This is a genomic window from Tomitella gaofuii (assembly GCF_014126825.1).
GTDB classification, from domain to species: Bacteria; Actinomycetota; Actinomycetes; order Mycobacteriales; family Mycobacteriaceae; genus Tomitella; species Tomitella gaofuii.
On sequence record NZ_CP059900.1, the window covers coordinates 408902 to 424807 of the forward strand.

A 15906-nucleotide genomic window follows, 5' to 3' on the forward strand; every position below is an offset into this window, starting at 1 on the left:
GCCCAGATCACATTCTGCGCGCACTGTGGGGCAAAGCACTTCACCTATGATCGGAGACTGGGAATGACGGTCATTGACACGCAGGGCCAGAGCAACACGGGCGGCGACGATGAGGTCCGCCTGATCGAGAAGGGGTCCGCGCCCGAGCGGTTCGCCCGCGGCTGGCATTGCCTGGGCCTGGCGGAATGGTTCCGCGACGGCAAGCCGCACTCCGTCGAGGCGTTCGGCGGCAAGCTCGTCGTCTGGCAGGACACCCGGGGTGAGCTCAACGTGCTGGACTCGTACTGCCGGCACATGGGGGGCGACCTGTCGCAGGGCACCGTCAAGGGCGATGAGATCGCCTGCCCGTTCCACGACTGGCGCTGGGGCGGCGACGGCAAGTGCAAGGACATCCCCTACGCCAAGCGCGTGCCCATGCGTGCCCGGACGCAGGGTTGGCTCGCCATGGAACGCAACGGCCTGCTGTTCGTGTGGAACGACCCGGAGGGCGGCACGCCCACCGAGGAGGAGACCATCCCCGAGCTCGAGGGCTGGGCCAGCGACGAGTGGACCGACTGGTCCTGGAACAAGCTGCCGGTGAGCGGCTCGAACTGCCGCGAGATCATCGACAACGTCGTCGACATGGCGCACTTCTATTACGTGCACTTCGCGTTCCCGCAGCACTTCCGCAACGTGTTCGAGGGGCACGTGGCCACCCAGTACATGGACTCGAAGCCGCGCCTGGACGTGCAGTCCGGTACCAACTACGACGATCCGAACAGCACGCTGCGCTCGGAGGCGTCGTACTTCGGCCCGTCGTTCATGGTCGACTGGCTGTGGAACAACGCCAACGGCATGACGATCGAGACCGTGCTGATCAACTGCCACTACCCGGTGTCGCCCACATCGTTCGTGCTGCAGTACGGCGCCATGGTCAAAAAGCCCAAGGGCATGTCCGACGAGGCGGCGCAGGCGATGGCCCAACAGTTCGCCGAGGGCGTCAAGACCGGCTTCGAGCAGGATGTGGAGATCTGGAAGAACAAGTCCCGCATCGACAACCCGCTGCTCAGCGAGGAGGACGGCCCCGTCTACCAGCTGCGCCGCTGGTACGAGCAGTTCTACGTGGACCGCGCGGACGTCACCGAGGACATGACGCGGCGCTTCGAGTTCGAGGTGGACACCACCAAGGCCAACGAATACTGGGAGGCCGAGGTGGCGGACAACCTGGAGCGGATGAAGTCGCAGGGGATCGAGGCGGGCATCCACGCCCCCAAGCTCGACGCGTAGGCGGCTGCGATGCAACGGATCTCATGCAACCAGTGCGGCACCACCGTGCTGGCGGAGAAGTACAGTGCACAGCACACCAGCGTGCAATGGCTCGATGATGCGGCGTCGGCGTGCCCGCGCCTGCAACTGGAGAACGCGTCGGCGCTGGGGGGCGGCAAGCGCGGCACCACCGACCGCGTCTGCCCGGCGCTGCATGCGACGATCGATCAGGCGGTGCGGGACGGGACGCTCACCGTCACGCGTCGCGCGGAACCGGTACCGGGGAGGCTGGCATGAGCACGCTCGACACGGCGGAACCGCCGGTGGCGGCCGTCGACCCGAGGCGCCTGCGCACGGTGCTGGGCAACTTCTGCACCGGGGTCACCGTGATCACGGCGCACGACGGCGACCGGCCGTACGGGTTCGCCTGCCAGTCGGTCACCTCGCTGTCGCTCGACCCGCCGTACATCTCGTTCTGCCCCGCCAAGTCGTCCACCAGCTGGCCGGCGATGCGCGAGGCCGGGCGGGTGTGCGTCAACGTGCTGGCGGGCGACCAGCGTGAGTTGTGCGGCCGGTTCGCGGCCAGCGGCGGCGACAAGTTCTCCGGCGCCGGGTGGTCGCACGGCGGCAACGGCGCGCCGGCGCTGCACGGTGTGCTCGCGCGCATCGAGGCGGAGCTGGCGTTCGAGCACGAAGCGGGTGACCACACCATCGCGGTGTGCCACGTGACGGACCTGATCGCCGAGCGGGATGTGCATCCGCTGCTGTTCTTCCGCGGCGGCTTCGGCAGCTTCGCCTCCGCCGACGAGTCCGCGGCGTTCGGCGCATGACGGCCGCCAGGCGCTCGGACCTGCACCCGGACGTCGAGCAGTTCCTCGCCGTGCTGGACGAGGGTTTCCCGGACGTCACCCAGTACTCGGGCGCGGAACTGCGGGAGGTGATCTCCGGCCGGCGCGGACCGTTGGAACGCATCCCGGACATGCGCACCGCGGAGGACGTGACCATCGACGGCCCGGGCGGCGGCCTGCCGCTGCGGGTGTATGTGCCGCACGGGGAGTCGGCGTCGCCGCGCACGGTGATCGTGTTCGCCCACGGCGGTGGTTTCGTGTTCTGCAACCTCGACACCCACGACGAGTTCTGCCGCTCGATGGCGGCGGCGGTGGACGCCGTCGTCGTTTCGGTCGACTACCGGCTGGCGCCCGAGCACGAAGCACCGGCGGCGCTGGAGGACATGTACACCGCGGTGCAGTGGGCGGTGGAGCATGCCGCCGACTACGGGGGCGATCCCGCGCGGATCGCCGTCGCCGGCGACAGCGCCGGCGGCAACCTCGCGGCCACGGTGGCCCTCGCGGCGCGTGACCGGGGAGGGCCGGCCATCGCGGCGCAGATCCTGCTGTACGCGGTGATCGACGACGACTTCGACACCGAAAGCTACCGGCTCTACGGCGAGGGCTACTACAACACCGCGCGCGCCATGCGCTGGTACTGGGAGCAGTACGCCCCCACCGCCGGTCACCGCGACAGCGCCTACGTGGTGCCCACCCGGGCGGAGAGCCTCGCGGGGCTGCCGCGCGCGCTCGTCGTCACCGCCGAGCTCGACCCGCCGTGCTCGTCTGGGGAGACCTACGCGCAGCGCCTGTCCGACGACGGCGTGGAGGTCGTCGCGCACCGGTTCGACGGGCTGTTCCACGGGTTCCTCACGTTGCCGCAGTTCTCGCTCGCCGCGCCTGCGCGCGAGGAGCTGTGGGCGATGATCCGGACGCTGGTGGGGTAGAAGCACCGGCATCGCGGCTGTGCCCCGCGGTTCCGCGGAACCGCGGGGCACAGCCGTGTCCGCAGGCGGAGAAGAATTCCTCCCTCCGGATGGGAAGCGGCGCTCCGAAGCGCCCCGCTGTGTCGGATGGTCCGGGTGTACGGAATCGGCTGTGCGCTGGCGATTCCACCGAACCCGGAGGTGCATTGTTGTGAGGATCAGAGGTCGAGGGAGACGGAGCGTCGCCGCGGGTGCCGGCTGCGTGGCGCTCCTGCTCGCAGCGTCGGGGTGCGCGAGCACCGACGCGCAGGGCGGGGCCGGCGGCGAGGCGACGGGTCTTGCCGATCTGCGCGACGGCATGGTCAATGCGGTGGACGCCCCGGGCGATCCGCGCGCGGGCGGGGTCGTGAACTTCGGGGCATACTCGGAACCCACGTCCCTGGACCCGGCGAAGACCATCGCGGCGGTGACCACCGGCGGCATCGAGATGGTGAACATCTACGACTCGCTCATGCGGTACGACGCGGAGCAGCAGGCCGACGTGCCGCAGATGGCCGAGTCGCTGACGCCGGACGACACCTTCACCACGTGGACGCTGACCCTGCGTGACGGCGTCACCTTCTCCGACGGCACGCCGGTGGACGCGGCGGCGGTCAAGGCCAGCCAGGAAAGGTTCGGTGCCGCGAACGGGCCCGATGCGGCGGTGTGGAACGCCAACGTCGTCGATATCGCCACCCCCGACGACCAGACCGTGGTGTACACCCTGGACCATCCGTGGCCGCTGTTCTCCAACACCCTCACCACCGGGGCCGGCATGATCGTCGCCCCGGCGGCCGGCCCGCCGGGAGACGGATTCACGCCCATCGGCGCGGGCCCGTTCGAGTTCTCCGCGTGGGCCCAGGGAACGTCGATGGAGCTGACTGCGCGCGAGGACTATTGGGGCGGCGCGCCGCACCTCGACGGACTCAAGACCGTGTATCTGCCCGCGACCGAGGTCGGCCGGCAGACGTTCCTCAACGGCGGACTCGACACGATCCTGCTCCGCGAACCGGTCGACATCACACCGGTGCTGAGTGAGGGCTACCCGGGCTATGTGGCGATGACGGCGATCTCCAACACGGCGATCATCAACGCGGCGCCGGGGGAGGCGGGCGCGGATCCCCGGGTCCGCAAGGCCGTGCAGCTGGCGGTCGACCCGGCCGCCATCGCGCAACGGACCTACGGTGACGACGCGGTGGCGGGCAGTGCACTGTTCGCCGACTACTCCCGCTGGCACACCGACGTGGCCGGCCCCGTCGCCGACCCGGACGCGGCGCGTGCGCTCGTGGCACAGGCGAAGGCGGACGGATTCGACGGGAACCTCGTGCTCGACTCGGGCCCGGGGCAGAGCAAGCAGCGGCAGATGCTGGCCCTGGAGGCGCAGCTCGAGGCGGTCGGATTCGCCGTGGAGGCGCGGCAGCAGCAGACATTCCCCGATCACATCCGCGCCATCGCGCAGGGCGACTACGACTTGGCGGAGTGGGGCATCAACCTGCGCGAGCCCGACCCGTACGTGAAGATGGTGGCGGCGATGCACTCCGGCGGCAAGCAGACCTACGGGATGTACACCAGCGCTCGGATGGACGAACTCATCACCGCATTCCAGACGGCGGACGGCGACGAAGCGAAGCTGGCCGCGATGGCCGGCATCCAACGTCAGGTCAACGAGGATGCGCCCTTCCTCGTCATGGGCTTCTACCCCGAATACGTGGCCATGCAGCGCAATCTGCACGGGGTGGTCGGGAGCTCGGGAACGATGCTGCTGTTCGGCGACGCCTGGAAGGGGTGATCGCGGCGTTCGCCCCGCCCCGCGGGGTATGCGGGGCGGGGCTGGTCAGCGTTCTGCGACCCGCGCCTCGATCCTGCACAGCAAGCGCAGGTGCGGCTGCGCGTCCGGCGTGACCCTCTCTGCAAAGATCTCCAGCGACGACGCGCGGGCCTGCAGGTCTTCGAGGTCGGCCAGCAGCCAGTCGGGCACGTACCCCACGGGCTCGCCGCTGTCGACGCAGATCAGTTGCGCACGCTCGTTCACCTCGTTGGTCGGCTCCGGCCGCAGCCGGAGCATCTGCCCTTCGTGGAGGCAGGACAGCAGCGCGCCGTCGCCGTCGACATGGCGCACGCCGGAGGCCAGGAAGCGGCTTATGATGGTGCCGTCCGGTCCTGGCGCCAGGTCGTCCACCAGGTGGAAGGTGTCGGTGGCGCGCGGGCCGCCGGTGCGGGCGAGCAGCTCCATCGGGGTGTCGGACTCGGCCGAGTCGACGCCGAGGGAGTGCAGGTAGGCGGGGAACGACTCGCGGCGGCGCGACATCAGCCGGTTGACGAAGAAGGCCGGCAGCCCGGTGGACACGTAGGCCCGGTCGAGATCGGGGAACTGGGTGAGCGGGTGGAAGCCCGAGACGTCCGCTGCGCCGGGGACGTACTCGAACGCGTAGCGGCCGTCGACGAGCTCGGACAGGACTCCGACGCGGATGAACTGCCTGGACTCGGGGTTCTGCCAGATGAGGAACAGCCGCCGAGCCACCGGGGTGGGGGACTCCGCGAGCATCCTCGACGCAGCGTCAGTCGCCATGGAGGATCCTTTCCCGGTTGTGGATGAGCAGCTTCACCCTGAAGATACGCCCGGTGGCCAACAGGTATTCGGGGGGAACCTGCCGCATCAGGTAGCCCGCCCACGCGTCGAACGCGGTGCGGATCGGTGCGGGGCACGCTCGCGGCGCCCCGATCCCGGCCAACGCATCATGCACGGCCTCGACCGTGTAGCGGCTGTTGTGGCGGGGGACCTGGGTGTCGTAGTCGGAATCGATGCGGGCGAGCAGCTCGTTTCCGTGGATGAGGCGCTCGCCAGGCGAGAGGATGGAGCGGGAGTGGACGCCGCGGCGGCCGTTGTGCAGCGCGGGGATGGTGGCGGCCGTGGGGATCGACAGCATCGTGGCCAGCCGGTGCACCGCCCACTCGGCCCAGTCCTCGCCCATGGTGCGCCCTTGGCTGACGCGCGCGTACTTGAACAGGAACTCCTGCCCGTCGGCGGCGCGAACCCAGAACTTCTCCTTGGTGCCCAGGGGCTCGTCCGCGATCTGGGGTTCGGAGTGGTCCGGTGCCAGTGGCCATTCGTCGATCGCCTCGACCCGCCATGCGTGCTCCATCGATCACGCCGGATGCTGACAGAAGTCACTCATGACGTGCACAGGGCCTTTCGGTGTGCGCGGGCCCGTGTGTCGGCGACTGTCGGCGGGGCATTCCACACCCTCACACCTGCGCCTTGGCCCACTTGTAGTCGGCCTTGCCGGCGGGCGTCCGGCGGACCTCGTCGACGAAGACGACGGTGCGCGGGATCTTGTAGCCGGCCAGCATGGTGCGGCAGTGCTCCTGGATCTGCTCGACGGTGGGCTCTGCGGAGCCCGGGTAGACGGAGACGACCGCCGCCACGCGCTGCCCCATCCGCTCATCGGGTGCGGGGACCACCAGCGCGTCGGCCACGGCGGGGTGCGCGTGCAGCGCCGCCTCGACCTCCTCGGCGAAGACCTTCTCGCCGCCGGTGTTGATGCACCCCGAGCCGCGGCCGAGGAAGACGATGGTGCCGTCGGCCTCGACACGGCCCATGTCGCCGAGCACCGCCAGGCGCACACCGTCGGCGCGGGTGGGGAAGGTGCGGGCCGTCTTCTCTTCGTCCCCGTAGTAGCCCAGCGGCACGTTGCCCACGCGGGCGATGTAGCCGACCTCATCGGAGCCCGGCGCGATCGCGGCGAGCGCGTCGTCGACCAAGATCATGTTCGGCGACGGCGCCATGCGCAGGTTCCCGTCCCCGTCCACGGTGAACGCACCGTCGTTGCCGGTCTCCGAGGCGCCGAAGTTGTCGCGCAGCAACAGTTCCGGCTTCACTGCGAGCATCCTGTCGCGCACGCCCACCGACCACACGGCGCCGCCCGAGGTGATCGAGTAGAGCGAGCTCAGGTCGACGTCGCCCTTGCGCCGTTCCATCTCGTCCACCAGGGGCAGGCCCATCCCGTCGCCGACGATGAGGATGGTCGTGAGCCGTTCGGTCTCGATGGCGCTGACGATGGTCTTGGGGTCGAAGTCGCGCATGAGCACGACGCGGGCGCCGAGTGTGAAGAAGGTGAACAGCGAATACAGCGCCGCCCCGTGCATCAGCGGCGCTGCGATGAGGAACGCCATCTCCGGGAATTCCTTGGCTGCCGCGGCCACCTCGGCGAGGTCCTTGCGCTTGCCCTCGCCGTAGGGGTTTCCTCCGGAGAGCGGTTTGTGGAAGAAGTCGTCGTGGCGCCACATGACGCCCTTGGGGTACCCGGTGGTGCCGCCGGTGTAGAGGATGTAGCGGTCGTCGCCGCTGCGCTTGGTCGGCCCGAGGTCCGCCGACAGCCCGTGGGCATCGGCGAAGTCGACCAGCCGGACGGACCGGGCCTCGGCCGCGGCACGCAGTGCGGGGTCGGCATCGCCGACGACGATGACCGTGCGGATCAGCGGGCAGGATTCCAGCAGTCCCGCGAGCGTGCGCTGATGCTCCGGCAGCTCCACGATCACCGCCGCCGAGTCGGAGTTGGTGAAGATGTACTCGAGTTCGGCGGGGGTGTACCGGTAGTTGACGTTGATCGGCACCGCCCGGATCTTGATCAGCCCGAGAATGCTTGCGACGTGCTCGACGCTGTTCTTGAGGAACAACGCCACGTGGTCGCCGGCGCCGATGCCCGACTGCGAGAGCAGGTTCGCGGTGCGTCCGGCTTCAGCGTCGAGCTCCGCGTACGTGAGGTGCGTGCCCTCGTAGGTCAGCGCGGTGCGGTCCGGTACGGACGCCGCGACGGCCTCGAAGATGTCGGCGAGGTTGAACTCCATCGGGGCATCCCTTTCGTCGGCGTCGGACTGCCATGTGCATCCAATCACACACGTTCACGCCTACTGTCGTTCTACCGGGGTGGTCCCGCCCAGCGGTGCACGGCGGATCCGCCGGAGCCCCTCCTCACGTCGCCTGGAACGAGCGCCGTGACAGGCCCACGTCGTAGCCGTCCACCTTCGTGTGCACAGGACCGGCCGGGTCGTCGGCCGCGCCGAGCGCCACGAACAGCGGCGTGAAGTGCTCGACGGTGGGGTGCGCGTAGGGCATGCCGGGCGCGGCGGTGCGGTAGCGCGCCAACTCGCCCATATCGCCGCGGGCCAGCGCCTCGGCCGCCCACGCGTCGAAGTCCGACGACCAGCCGGGCACCACGTTGTGCCGGAACATCTCGCGGGTGAGGAACGGCAGCCCGTGCGTCATGTGCCCGGAGCCGATCACCAGCACGCCCTGTTCGCGCAGCGGGCGCAGCCGCTTGCCCAGGTCCAGCAGCGTGTCGGACGTGCGTCCGGTGGAGGAGTCGACGGGCCTCGGCTACGTGAGCACCGCGTGGGCCGTCGGCACCGAAGGCAATGAGGTGCCGGTGATGCACGCGCGCGGGCACGACGTGCACGTCGCAACCCTGCTCGGCGCGGCGGCGCTGCTGGCGAAGGGGTGCGAACACTGGCACGGCACGCTCGTCGCGCTCTTCCGGCCGGCCGAGGAGGCGGCGGACGGAGCGCGGTCGATGGTCGACGACGGCCTCGCGGCGCTGCTGCCGCATATCGACGTCGCGCTCGCACAGCATGTGCTGCCCGCGCCCGCAGGCCTGGTGGGCACGCGCAGCGGCGCCGTACTCTCGGCCGCCGACAGCATTCGCATCACCGAGCACGGCCCCGGTGCGCCGCATCGTGAAGGCGGAGTGCCAGGCGTCCGGTTCGCCGCGCGAGCCCGAGTTCGCGCTGTTCGACGGTCTTCCCGCTCACTGCGAACGACGCCGCCGTCACCGAACGCCTCGCCTCGGCGTTCGCGGAGCATTTCGGCGAGTGGTTCCGGGAGCTGCCGCCTGCGTACCGATCGCGCTACCATCGAATATGTCGTACACATACGATAGAACCGAGGCATGAAGGTACGGATCACGAGCGGCGCCCGCAAGCACGGACTGACCCGCACCCGCATCCTCACGGCACTGGAGAACGCCGAACTCATCGACACCGTCGGTGACAAGCAGGTGTTCCTCGGCACCGATGATCAGGGCGTCGAACTGCACATGATCCTCGTCCCTGATGATCGCGACCTCGACCGGATGTCGTGCATCCACGCAATCCAGTACCACTACCTGATCGGAGGCGACCGGTGATGCCGAGTTTCAAGAAGCTGCACGGGGAGCCCACCCTCGATACCAGCGACGAGCCCGTCGTCTACCACGGCGAGGAATTGACCGACGAGCGCGCCGACGAGATTGCGGCCGCCACGCTGGCAGAGATCCGGAAGCGGAACCTCGTGCCGGGTCGCAAATCGCTCACCGGCGGGACCACGACGTCGCCGCAAGTCGTGGTTCGAGTCCCGGCCGACGTGAAGGTCCGGCTCGATGCGCAGGCGAAGCGGGAGGGCGTGACACTGTCGGCGCTGGCCCGCAAGGCCTTCGAGGAGTATCTCTCCGGTGCGGGGTGAATCTCCGCGGCAGGTGAACCCTGCAGCGCAGTGCCGCCTTTCCGCCGCCTTCGCCCCGGTAGCAGCGTCACCGTCTCGAGTCGCCCGCTGAACGGGTACGGCGGCGCATAGGACTCGTCCACGGGGGTGCCGGTGTCGGCGCCGATATTCATGCCCTCGACGTAGTTCAGGCGCCAGTGGGTGCGCTCCACCCGCCCCAGCCCGATCCCAGCGCCGTCGCAGTCCAACGTGATGGAACCGCCGGCGCCGCGCTTGTCGGAGCCGGCGTCGAACCGGACGGCGACCTCGTGCGTGCCCGCGGGGGAGCGGGGTGTCCTCCGGCGCCACGCCCAAGCGCTACTGCCGGGCTGAAGTCTCCTCGCGCAGCGCGTCCCAGCCGTCGTCGAACCGCCCCGCGAAGCGCTCGCTCGATCCACTGGCGTGGCGCGTGGCAGGCGGCATTGGCGTACTGCACGAACAGCGAGGTGTCCGGGGTGGCGGACTTCCGCGTGCGGATTCACTCGATCGCCTGGTCGGCGAGGTCCTTCTCCGGGTGGTAATCGGGAGCGTCGGCCGGCGCCTCGACCGGTGCGGGCACGCGTCCGGCCAGGGCGCGGTTCGTGGTGCTCAAGGAGGACTCCGATCGGGCGTCGGCGCGCGAAAGCATGTAGCAAATGTTTGATACATGTCGAGCGTAGCGGCATGGCGTTGTAGGCGAGGGGGAATGGGACCGATCGTCGCCGCGCGGCGGCGGCGCTGTTGACGGCGGTCGATGACTGTGATCATATGTATCAAACGTTTGCTACGTAACTGGGATCACAGGAAGGCAGCGATGAGTGACAAGAGGATGACCGCCGACGACGTGGTCGCCCGGCTGCGGTCGGGGATGACGATCGGCATCGGCGGATGGGGATCGCGGCGCAAGCCGATGGCGCTCATCCGGGCGATCCTGCGCTCTGATCTGCGTGACCTGACGATCGTGTCGTACGGCGGCGCGGATGTGGGTTTGCTCTGCGCCGCGGGGAGGGTCAAGAAGGTGGTCTTCGGCTTCGTGTCGCTCGACTCGATCCCGCTCGACCCGCACTTCCGGGCGGCTCGGCAACGTGGCGAGGTCGAGGTGGCCGAGTACGACGAGGGCATGCTCATGTGGGGCCTGTACGCGGCCGGCATCCGGATGCCGTTCCTGCCCACCCGCGCCGGCCTGGGCTCGGACGTGATGACGGTGAACCCCGGGCTGAAGACGGTGGCCGACCCGTACGGGGACGAGGTGTTCGCCGCGATGCCGGCGCTGAAGCTCGACGCCGCGCTGGTGCACATGAACCGTGCCGACATGCACGGCAATTCACAGTTCCTGGGGCCGGATCTGTACTTCGACGACCTGATGTGCATGGCCGCCGAGGACTCCTACGTCTCCTGCGAGCAGATCGTGCCCACGGAGGAGCTCACCGCGGACGCGCACCCGTCCACGCTGCGCATCTCCCGCCTGCTCGTCTCGGGCGTGGTGGAGGCGCCGCGGGGCGCCCACTTCACCTCGTGTGCGCCGGACTACGGGCGCGACGAGGCCTTTCAGCGTGCATACGTGAACGCCGCCAAGGACCCGGCGGCATGGGACGAGTTCAGCACGGTCTACCTGACGGGCACCGAGGACGACTATCAGCGTGCCGTGGCGCGCTTCGACACGCAGGAGGCGATGGCATGAGCGGCGCGGAGACGGGAACGCTGGTGCAGGCGCCCGCGACCCGGGCGGAGGTGTGCGCGGTGGCCGTCGCGGAGTCCTACCGGGGCGACGGCGAACTCATCGCCAGTGCGTTCGGGACGGTCCCCGCGATCGGAGTGCGGCTGGCGCGGGCCACCTTCGAGCCGGACCTGGTGCTCTCCGACGGCGAGGCCTACGGCGTGCGCGGCACGTGGGCCGTCGGCGGGCCGGCCGAGGGGCCGATCGAGTCGTGGATGTCGTTCAATCAGATCTTCAACCTGGTGTGGAACGGCAAGCGGCACATCATGATGATCCCCAGCCAGCTCGACGCCCACGGCAACTCGAACATCTCGGTGATCGGCGAGCACGCCAAACCGAAGGTGCAGCTGCTCGGGGTGCGGGGCGCGCCCGGCAACAGCGTCTACCACCCCACCGGCTACTGGGTTCCCGCGCACTCGACCCGCGTCTTCGTCCCCGCGGTGGACATGGTCTCCGGCGTCGGCCACGACAATGCGGCCAAGGCCGGTCCCGCCGCGTCGCGGTACCACGACCTGCGCGAGGTGGTGACGAACCTCGCCGTGCTCGACTACGCGCCCGACGGCCGCCTGCGGCTCAAGTCGGTGCACCCGGGCGTCACCGTCGACGAGGTGGTCGATGCCACCGGATTCGACCTGGTGATCGACGGCGACGTGCAGGAGACGCGACGGCCCGATGGCGAGGAGCTGCGCCTGATCCGCGAGGTCATCGACCCGCGCGGCCTGCGGAACGCCGAGATGCGGGACGGGGAGGTCGTCGCATGAGCACGGTCGAAGCGCACCCGACGCTGCACACCCGGGTGTGCGAGATGTTCGGGTGCACGTACCCCATCGTGCAGACCGGCATGGGCTACGTCTCCGATTCCGCGCTCACCAAGGCCACCACGGCCGCGGGCGGGCTCGGCATCATCGCCGGCGGCATGTTGAACTACGACGAGCTCAAGGCCGCCATCGAGGATGTGCAGGAGCACACCGACAACCCCTTCGGCGTGAATATGCGCGCCGACCAGCCGGACATCGACAAGCGCGTCGACCTCTGCATCAGTGCGGGGGTCAAGGTGGCGTCGTTCGCGCTGGCGCCCAAGCAGCCGCTGATCGAGAAGCTCAAGAATGCGGGCCTGGCGGTGGTGCCGTCCATCGGCGCGCGCCGGCACGCGGAGAAGGTGGCGGCCTGGGGCGTCGACGCGGTGATCGTGCAGGGCGGCGAGGGCGGCGGCCACACCGGCGCCGTGCCCACGAGCCTGCTGCTGCCGCAGGTGGTGGACGCGGTGGACATCCCCGTCATCGCCGCGGGCGGCTACTTCGACGGGCGCGGGCTCGTCTCCGCCCTGGCCTACGGCGCCGAGGGCATCGCCATGGGCACCCGGTTCCTGCTCACCAGCGACTCGCCTGTCGCCGACGCGGTGAAGCAGGTCTATCTGTCGAAGTCGGTGGCCGACACCGTGGTCACCCTCGAGATCGACGGGGTGCCGCAGCGGGTGCTCAACGCCGGCACGATCGGCGAGCTGGAGAAGACCACCGGACCGCGCCGGGTCGCCCGTGCCGTGCGCAACGCGGTGGCCTTCCGCAAAATATCGGGCACGCCGTGGAGCGCCATGGTCCGCGAGGGCCTGGCCATGAAGAAGAGCGGCGAACTGGACTGGAGCCAGGTGATCATGGCGGCCAACGCGCCCATGCTCTACCGCTCGGCGCTGGTCGACGGAGACCCCGACCTGGGCGTCATGGCCACCGGGCAGGTCGTCGGCCTCATCGACGACATCCCCAGCTGCGCAGAACTCATCGATCGCATCGTCGCCGACGCCACCGCCACGCTGCACCGGCTCGGCGCCTGACATGCCGCACACGGACAACGAGAGGGACACCATCATGAACCATCTGCACGGCAAGGTCGTCGTCGTCACCGGGGCGGGCCGCGGGTTGGGTCGCGAATACGCGAAGCTCGCCGCCGCCGAGGGCGCCCACGTCGTCGTCGACGACACCGGCGCGGCCGCCGACGGCACGGGAGCGGACCCGTCGCTCGCGCAGGCCGTCGCCGACGAGATCACCGCCGCCGGCGGCAGCGCGGTGGCGAGCTCCGCCGACGCCGCCGCGATCGCCGGTGCACAGGAACTGCTGGACCTGGCCCTCGAGCGCTTCGGCCGCGTCGATGGGCTGGTGAACAACGCCGGGATCCTGCGCGACCGCATGTTCGTCAACATGAGCGAGGACGAGTGGGACGACGTGATCCACGGCCAGCTGCGCGCGGCGTTCGCCCCGTGCCGCGTGTTCGGCGCGCACTGGCGTGCACGCTCCAAGTCCGGAGACGAGGTGTCGGCGTCGATCGTCAACGTCGCGTCCACGTCGGGGCTCAACGGTGCCGTGGGCCAGAGCAATTACGGTGCCGCGAAGGCCGGCATCGCCTCGCTGACGATCATCCTGGCGCAGGAGATCGGGCGCTACGGCGTGCGCGTCAACGCGATCACCCCCGTGGCGCGCACCCGGATGACCGAGGACGTGCCCGGCATCAAGGACATGGTGGCGGCACCCGCGGATCCGGCGGCGTTCGACACCTACCACCCCGCCAACGTCGCGCCGATCGTCGCGCACCTGCTCACCGACGCCTGCGATGTCACCGGAAAGGTCTTCTACGCCAAGGGCGGGGAGATCCGGCAGTTCCTGCCCTGGCACTACGGCCAGACCATCGTCAAGGAGGGGCGGTGGACGCTCGACGAGCTCGCCGTCGAGATGAAGCCGCTCGAGCAGGACGCAGCCGACGGATCGGGGGCCACCCATGGCTGACCCCGCCGCCGTGGGCACCGAGGGCGCCCCCTTCCGGCTCGACGTCGAACGCGGCAAGATCCGCGAGTTCGCCCGGGCCACCGGCACCGCCGACCTGACCGGCATCGACGCGCAGGACGCGCCGGTGAGCCAGCCGACGTTCCTCACCACCGCGCTGCACTGGCAGACCGGCGACGCCAACCCGTGGCCCGCCGTCAAGCTAGACCAGCAGCGCGGCCTGCATGCCGAGCAGGAGTTCACGTTCTTCGGCGCGCCGCCGCGTGCGGGCACCAGGCTGGAGGGGCGCGCGCGGATCTCCGACATCTACACGAAGCAGGGCCGCCGCGGCGGCGAGATGACGTTCGCCGTGATGGTCACCGACTATTACGACGAGTCCGGCCGGCTTGTCGCGCAGGCGAAGATGACCGGCGTGGAGACGGCCCGTCCCCCGAAGGAGGACGAAGCATGAGCGCCGCGAGGACTACGAGCACGCCGGCCGCCCTGACCCCGCCCGCGCCGTGGACGGTGGGGCCAGTGACCCGCACCGACTTCGTGCGGTACCAGGGCGCGTCGGGCGACATGAACCCCATCCACCACGACGAGGAGTTCGCCCGCGCGGCGGGGTTCGACGCGCCGTTCGCGGTGGGCATGTACCAGGCCGGGCTGCTCGGCACCTACGCCACCGAGTGGCTGGGCGCGGAGAACGTGCGCTCGTTCCGCATCCGGTTCCTCGAACAGGTGTGGCCGGGCGACACGCTCACGGCCACCGCCGAGGTGGTGCGGGAGTACACGGCCGACGACGGCGCCGCACGCGTCGACATTGAGCTGGTGTGCACGCGGCAGACCGGCGGAGCAGCCGTGAAGGCGTGGGCGACGTTCGTCGTGCCGGACGGCGGGGCCGGCTCATGAAGGCCCAACAGGTGCACGAGCTCGGCGGGCCCGAGGTGCTGCGGCTGACGGAGGTGCCGGACCCCGCGCCCGGACCGGGCCAGGTGGTGATCGACGTGCGCGCGGCGGGCGTCAACTTCCCCGACGGGCTGCTGGCCGCGGGGAAGTATCAGACCAAGCCGGACCTGCCGTTCACTCCCGGTTCCGAGGTGGCCGGCGACGTGACCGCAGTGGGAGAGGGCGTGGCCGGGCTGGAGCCGGGCATGCGTGTCGCCGCGTTCTGCGGCCTCGGCGGCTACGCCGAGCAGGTGGTGGTGGACGCGTGGCGCGTGTTCCCCATCCCGGATGCCATGCCCTACTCCGACGCGGCCGGGTTCTCCGTCAACTACGGCACCTCGTACCACGGCCTCGTCGACAAGGCGGGGCTCGCGGAAGGCGAGCGTCTGCTCGTGCTCGGCGCCGCCGGCGGAGTGGGCCTGACCGCGGTGGAGACAGGGCGCGCGCTGGGCGCCGAGGTGATCGCCGCCGCGTCCACCCCGGAGAAGCTCGCCATCGCCCGCTCGCGGGGCGCATCGGGGCTGATCGACTACGCCGCCGGCGAGCTGCGCGAGGGGCTCACCGAGGCCGGCGGCAAGGTCGACGTGGTCTACGACCCGGTGGGCGGTGACCTCGCCCAGGCGGCCCTCCGCTCCCTGCGTTGGGGCGGGCGCTATCTCACCGTCGGCTACGCCTCCGGCGACATTCCCCGCGCGGGCATGAATCGGCTGCTCATCATCTCCGGCGCACTGCACGGCGTGCTCTGGGGCGAGTGGGCCAAGCGCAACCCGGAGAAGAACGCGGCCAACATGCGGCGCCTGCTCGGCTGGTACGCCGAGGGGCGCCTGGTGCCGCACATCGACAGGATCGTCCCGTTCGTCGACGCGTCCGCCGCGCTCGACGTGGTGATGACGCGCCGGGCCGTCGGCAAGGTCATCCTCACCCGCGACTGAGCGCCCGCCGGCGTCGTCACACACAGCCA

At 70.0% G+C, this 15906-nt stretch carries 17 protein-coding genes and 2 pseudogenes; 15 read left to right on the forward strand and 4 right to left on the reverse strand.

Annotated elements, in window-relative coordinates; all coding sequences use genetic code 11:
* Positions 1-63 precede the first annotated feature (63 nt).
* The 5 genes from H4F70_RS01935 (at position 64) to H4F70_RS01955 (ending at position 4826) form a co-directional block, all read left to right on the forward strand.
* Complete coding sequence (locus H4F70_RS01935) at positions 64-1266, forward strand: 3-ketosteroid-9-alpha-monooxygenase, oxygenase component (protein ID WP_182358831.1); 1203 nt, start codon at positions 64-66, stop codon at positions 1264-1266.
* A 9-nt stretch (positions 1267-1275) separates the two neighbouring features.
* Positions 1276-1542, forward strand: coding sequence for a hypothetical protein (locus H4F70_RS01940; RefSeq protein ID WP_182358832.1), 267 nt, complete (start codon positions 1276-1278; stop codon positions 1540-1542).
* Positions 1539-2075, forward strand: coding sequence for a flavin reductase family protein (locus H4F70_RS01945; RefSeq protein WP_182358833.1), 537 nt, complete (start codon positions 1539-1541; stop codon positions 2073-2075). Before H4F70_RS01940 ends, H4F70_RS01945 begins: the two co-directional genes overlap by 4 nt.
* Positions 2072-3019 (forward strand): alpha/beta hydrolase, encoded by a 948-nt coding sequence (locus tag H4F70_RS01950; protein ID WP_182358834.1) that lies wholly within the window; start codon positions 2072-2074, stop codon positions 3017-3019. The genes H4F70_RS01945 and H4F70_RS01950 overlap by 4 nt, the downstream gene beginning before the upstream one ends.
* A 241-nt stretch (positions 3020-3260) precedes the next feature.
* Complete coding sequence (locus H4F70_RS01955; protein WP_182358835.1) at positions 3261-4826, forward strand: ABC transporter substrate-binding protein; 1566 nt, start codon at positions 3261-3263, stop codon at positions 4824-4826.
* Positions 4827-4871: 45 nt separating this feature from the next.
* Here the strand turns inward: H4F70_RS01955 and H4F70_RS01960 are convergent, their stop codons facing one another.
* The 4 genes and pseudogenes from H4F70_RS01960 to H4F70_RS01975 form a co-directional block, all read right to left on the reverse strand.
* Positions 4872-5606: an HIRAN domain-containing protein gene (locus tag H4F70_RS01960; protein WP_182358836.1), complete on the reverse strand. Its 735-nt coding sequence runs from the start codon at positions 5604-5606 to the stop codon at positions 4872-4874.
* On the reverse strand, positions 5596-6180 hold the full coding sequence (locus tag H4F70_RS01965; RefSeq protein ID WP_182358837.1) for a hypothetical protein: 585 nt from the start codon (positions 6178-6180) through the stop codon (positions 5596-5598). The genes H4F70_RS01960 and H4F70_RS01965 overlap by 11 nt, the downstream gene beginning before the upstream one ends.
* Before the next feature lie 103 nt (positions 6181-6283).
* The gene (locus H4F70_RS01970) at positions 6284-7885 is read right to left on the reverse strand and encodes an AMP-binding protein (RefSeq protein WP_182358838.1); all 1602 of its coding nucleotides are present in this window, start codon (positions 7883-7885) and stop codon (positions 6284-6286) included.
* A 124-nt stretch (positions 7886-8009) separates the two neighbouring features.
* Positions 8010-8372: pseudogene (locus H4F70_RS01975) on the reverse strand (dioxygenase family protein); the annotation flags it as partial.
* Between the two features lie 7 nt (positions 8373-8379).
* Between H4F70_RS01975 and H4F70_RS20315 the strand changes: the two are divergent.
* The 10 genes and pseudogenes from H4F70_RS20315 to H4F70_RS02025 form a co-directional block, all read left to right on the forward strand.
* A pseudogene (locus H4F70_RS20315) lies at positions 8380-8924 on the forward strand (M20/M25/M40 family metallo-hydrolase); the annotation flags it as partial.
* A 58-nt stretch (positions 8925-8982) separates the two neighbouring features.
* Positions 8983-9219, forward strand: coding sequence for a hypothetical protein (locus tag H4F70_RS01985; protein ID WP_182360573.1), 237 nt, complete (start codon positions 8983-8985; stop codon positions 9217-9219).
* On the forward strand, positions 9219-9533 hold the full coding sequence (locus H4F70_RS01990) for a ribbon-helix-helix domain-containing protein (RefSeq protein WP_182358839.1): 315 nt from the start codon (positions 9219-9221) through the stop codon (positions 9531-9533). Before H4F70_RS01985 ends, H4F70_RS01990 begins: the two co-directional genes overlap by 1 nt.
* A gap of 811 nt (positions 9534-10344) precedes the next feature.
* Positions 10345-11211 (forward strand): CoA transferase subunit A, encoded by an 867-nt coding sequence (locus H4F70_RS01995; RefSeq protein ID WP_182358840.1) that lies wholly within the window; start codon positions 10345-10347, stop codon positions 11209-11211.
* Positions 11208-12008, forward strand: a complete 801-nt coding sequence (locus H4F70_RS02000; RefSeq protein ID WP_182358841.1) for a CoA-transferase subunit beta — start codon at positions 11208-11210, stop codon at positions 12006-12008. The genes H4F70_RS01995 and H4F70_RS02000 overlap by 4 nt, the downstream gene beginning before the upstream one ends.
* Positions 12005-13075, forward strand: coding sequence for an NAD(P)H-dependent flavin oxidoreductase (locus tag H4F70_RS02005; protein ID WP_182358842.1), 1071 nt, complete (start codon positions 12005-12007; stop codon positions 13073-13075). Before H4F70_RS02000 ends, H4F70_RS02005 begins: the two co-directional genes overlap by 4 nt.
* A gap of 34 nt (positions 13076-13109) precedes the next feature.
* On the forward strand, positions 13110-14021 hold the full coding sequence (locus tag H4F70_RS02010) for an SDR family NAD(P)-dependent oxidoreductase (protein WP_182358843.1): 912 nt from the start codon (positions 13110-13112) through the stop codon (positions 14019-14021).
* The gene (locus tag H4F70_RS02015) at positions 14014-14469 is read left to right on the forward strand and encodes an FAS1-like dehydratase domain-containing protein (RefSeq protein WP_182358844.1); all 456 of its coding nucleotides are present in this window, start codon (positions 14014-14016) and stop codon (positions 14467-14469) included. Before H4F70_RS02010 ends, H4F70_RS02015 begins: the two co-directional genes overlap by 8 nt.
* On the forward strand, positions 14466-14909 hold the full coding sequence (locus H4F70_RS02020) for a MaoC/PaaZ C-terminal domain-containing protein (RefSeq protein WP_182358845.1): 444 nt from the start codon (positions 14466-14468) through the stop codon (positions 14907-14909). The genes H4F70_RS02015 and H4F70_RS02020 overlap by 4 nt, the downstream gene beginning before the upstream one ends.
* Positions 14906-15877, forward strand: a complete 972-nt coding sequence (locus H4F70_RS02025; protein ID WP_182358846.1) for an NADPH:quinone oxidoreductase family protein — start codon at positions 14906-14908, stop codon at positions 15875-15877. Before H4F70_RS02020 ends, H4F70_RS02025 begins: the two co-directional genes overlap by 4 nt.
* Positions 15878-15906: the final 29 nt, after the last annotated feature.